The 3197-nt window shown below is 72.7% G+C and carries 2 protein-coding genes and 1 pseudogene; all 3 read right to left on the minus strand.

The window, feature by feature from the left end; genetic code table 11:
* Window positions 1-241: 241 nt before the first annotated feature.
* Window positions 242-1324, minus strand: coding sequence for a Zn-dependent alcohol dehydrogenase (locus C1J00_RS40930; RefSeq protein WP_102913907.1), 1083 nt, complete (start codon window positions 1322-1324; stop codon window positions 242-244).
* A gap of 22 nt (window positions 1325-1346) precedes the next feature.
* On the minus strand, window positions 1347-2735 hold the full coding sequence (locus C1J00_RS40935) for an aldehyde dehydrogenase family protein (RefSeq protein ID WP_102913908.1): 1389 nt from the start codon (window positions 2733-2735) through the stop codon (window positions 1347-1349).
* A gap of 128 nt (window positions 2736-2863) precedes the next feature.
* Window positions 2864-3157: pseudogene (locus C1J00_RS40940) on the minus strand (sugar ABC transporter ATP-binding protein); the annotation flags it as partial.
* Window positions 3158-3197: the final 40 nt, after the last annotated feature.

The following is a 3197-nucleotide window of genomic DNA, read 5'->3' on the forward strand; positions in this document are numbered from 1 at the left end:
TTTTTTTTTTTAATGAGACGGCGACCACCGAATTCTACACCCTAGAGTTCGTCGGCAGCGTCAGATGTGTATAAGGGACAGGAACGGGGGGTGGCTCGCGCTCCGGGGAACGTACTGACCGGACGGTATGTGCGTCAACGGGTCGCGCACCAGGACTTTTGCCTGTACTCGGCATCGAACGCGGCCCGGGCTCGCCGAAGACCCCGGCCTCGCGGGAGGCCGGGGTACCGCACGGGGCTGGCTAGAAGACGACCAGGGCCCGGCCGCCCCTGCCCGCCAGCATGTTCTCGAAGGCCGCCGGAATGCCGTCCAGGGAGATGTGTTCCGTCACCAGCGCGCTCAGGTCGAGGCGGCCCGCGCGGATGTGTCCGGCCAGGACGGGGAGGTCCCGGGCCGGGTCGGAGTTGCCGTAGACGCAGCCGGAGAGGGTGCGGCCCCAGTGGAAGATCTCCAGGGCGTTGAAGGTGACCTGCTGGTCCTTGCCGCCGATGCCGACGACCGTGGTGCGGCCGCCGCGGCGGGTGGAGTCCCAGGCGGTGCGGATGGTGACCGCGCGGCCGGCGCACTCGACGGCGACGTCGACGCCCTGCTTGCCGGTCAGGCCGCGGATCTCGCGGGCGGTGGTGTCGGAGGCGACGACGTAGTCGGTGGCGCCGGCCGCCCTGGCCAGCTCCTCCTTCTCGGCCGACACGTCCACCGCGACGATCTTCGAGGCGCCCGCGATCCGGGCGGCCTGGAGTGCGGACAGGCCCACTCCCCCGACCCCGAACACCGCGACCGTCTCGCCCTGCCGGACCCGGGCCGAGTGGTGGACGGCGCCGTAGCCGGTGAGGACGGCGCAGCCGAGGAGGGCCGCGTCGGTGAGCGGGACGCCGTCGGGGACGGGCAGCACGCAGGAGGCGGAGACGACCGTCTCCTCGGCGAACGCGGCGACGTTCAGGCCGGGGTGCAGGTCGGTGCCGTCAGTGGTACGGGCGTAGACGGCGGCGGCGCCGGTGAGGGCGTCGGCGCACAGCCACACCTCGCCGAGCGAGCAGGCGTGGCAGGCGCCGCAGGACGGGGCCCAGTTGAGGACGACCCCGTCGCCGGGCGCGACATGGGCGACGCCCTCCCCGACGGAGACGACCGTGCCGGCGCCCTCATGGCCGAGGACGGCCGGGACGGGCACGCGCATGGTGCCGTCGGACAGCGACAGGTCGGAGTGGCAGACCCCGGCGGCGGCGAGCCGGACGCGGACCTGGCCGGGCCCGGGGTCGGGCAGGTCGATACCGGTGATCTCCAGCGGGGAGCCGATGGCGGGCAGGACGGCGGCGCGGACAGCCATGACGGAAGGGACTCCCCTGCTTCTAGAACTGGAGGGACTTGGTCTGGAGGTACTCGGCCAGGCCGTGCACGCCCAGTTCGCGGCCCACACCCGACTGCTTGTAACCGCCGAAGGGGGCGAGGGGGTTGAAGCGGCCGCCGTTGATGTCGACCTGGCCGGTCTCCATGCGGCGCGCGAAGGCCACCGCCGCGGCCTCGTCGCCTGCCCAGACGGCGCCGGCCAGGCCGTACACCGTGCCGTTGGCGATGCGCAGGGCGTCCTCCTCGTCCTCGTACCGCAGGATCGACAGGACCGGTCCGAAGATCTCCTCCTGCGCGATGGTCATGTCCTCGGTGACGTCGGCGAAGACGGTCGGGCTGACGAAGTAGCCCGTCTCGCGGGGGGCTTCGGGTCCGCCGGCGACCAGGCGGGCGCCCTCGGCGACGCCCTGCTCGATGTAGCCGCGCACCCGGTCCCGCTGCTTGGCGTTTACGACCGGGCCGATGCGGTCGCCGTACTTGGCGGCGGCCTCCGCGGCGAGCCCGACCGCCTTGTCGTACCGGTCGCGGTGGACCAGCATCCGCGTCCACGCGCTGCACGTCTGCCCGGAGTTGGACATCACGTTGGCGACACCGACGTTGACCGCCTTGGCCAGGTCGGCGCTCGGGAGGATGACGTTGGCGGACTTGCCGCCGAGTTCGAGGGCGACCTTCTTGACCTGCCCGGCGGCGATCGCGGCGATCTGCCGGCCCACGGCGGTGGAACCGGTGAAGGAGACCAGGTCGACGCCTGGGTGCTCGGCGAGGGCCTGCCCCGCGACCGGACCGAGGCCGGTGACCAGGTTGAAGACGCCCGCCGGGAGCCCCGCCTCGTGCACCGCGCCGGCGAAGAGGCGGGCGACCAGCGGGGTGTCCTCGGCGGGCTTCACCACGACCGTGCAGCCGGCCGCGAGGGCCGGGGCGACCTTGGCGACGATCTGGTGCAGCGGGTAGTTCCAGGGCGTGATCGCGGCCACGACACCGATCGGTTCGTGGTGCACGACCGAGTTGCCGGTCTTCTCCTCGAAGGCGTACGTGGCCGCCAGCTCGGCGTACGAGCCCGCCACGGCGATCGGCACGCCCGCGTGGACGGCCTGCGAGAACTTCAGGGGCGAGCCGAGTTCGGCCGTGACGGTCCCGGCGATCTCGTCCGCGCGGGCCACGAGGACCTCCCGGAGGGCGCCCAGGCGTGCCGCACGCTCGGCGGGCGGGGTGGCGGCCCAGTCCGGCAGGGCTGCGCGGGCGGCCCGTACGGCCGTGTCGACGTCCGCGGCGGTGCCCGCCGGGACCGTGCCGATGACCTGCTCGTCGACCGGGTTCACGACCTCGATCACGTCCTGGCCGGCGGCGGGGCGCCAGGCGCCGTCGATGTACATGCCGTCGTGTGCCTTCATCGCGCTTCCTCCGGGGCGGGGCGTCGTCGTCCGACACATAAACTAGCGGCGATAGTTTTCTGGCGCCAGACACGCCTGCTCATTGCTCATCAGAGCACGCGGACCGCCACTCCCGGATGTGCCGCTCCTCACTCCCCCAAGTCGGGCAGGCGGTCCGGGTGCGGACAGATCCGGTCGCCGTGCTGGTCGAAGACGAAGAGGTGGGCGAGGTCGACCAGGAGCGGCACCTGCATGCCGTGCCGGAGGGCCAGGTCCGGGGTGGTGCGAACGATGAGGTCGCCGGGCAGGCGTACGTCGGTGCTCGCGGGGGCGGCGGGCTCGGGACGGTCCAGGGCGATCACGGGTCCGGCCCGCCCGGCCGTGGACCGCTCCCGGAGCCTGGTGAGGACCGAGCCCTCGCGGCGGCGCCGCCGGGCGGGGCGTACCTGTCCCTTATACACCTCTCCGAGCCCACGAGACTAG

It is taken from the genome of Streptomyces cahuitamycinicus (assembly GCF_002891435.1).
Classification (GTDB): domain Bacteria; phylum Actinomycetota; class Actinomycetes; order Streptomycetales; family Streptomycetaceae; genus Streptomyces; species Streptomyces cahuitamycinicus.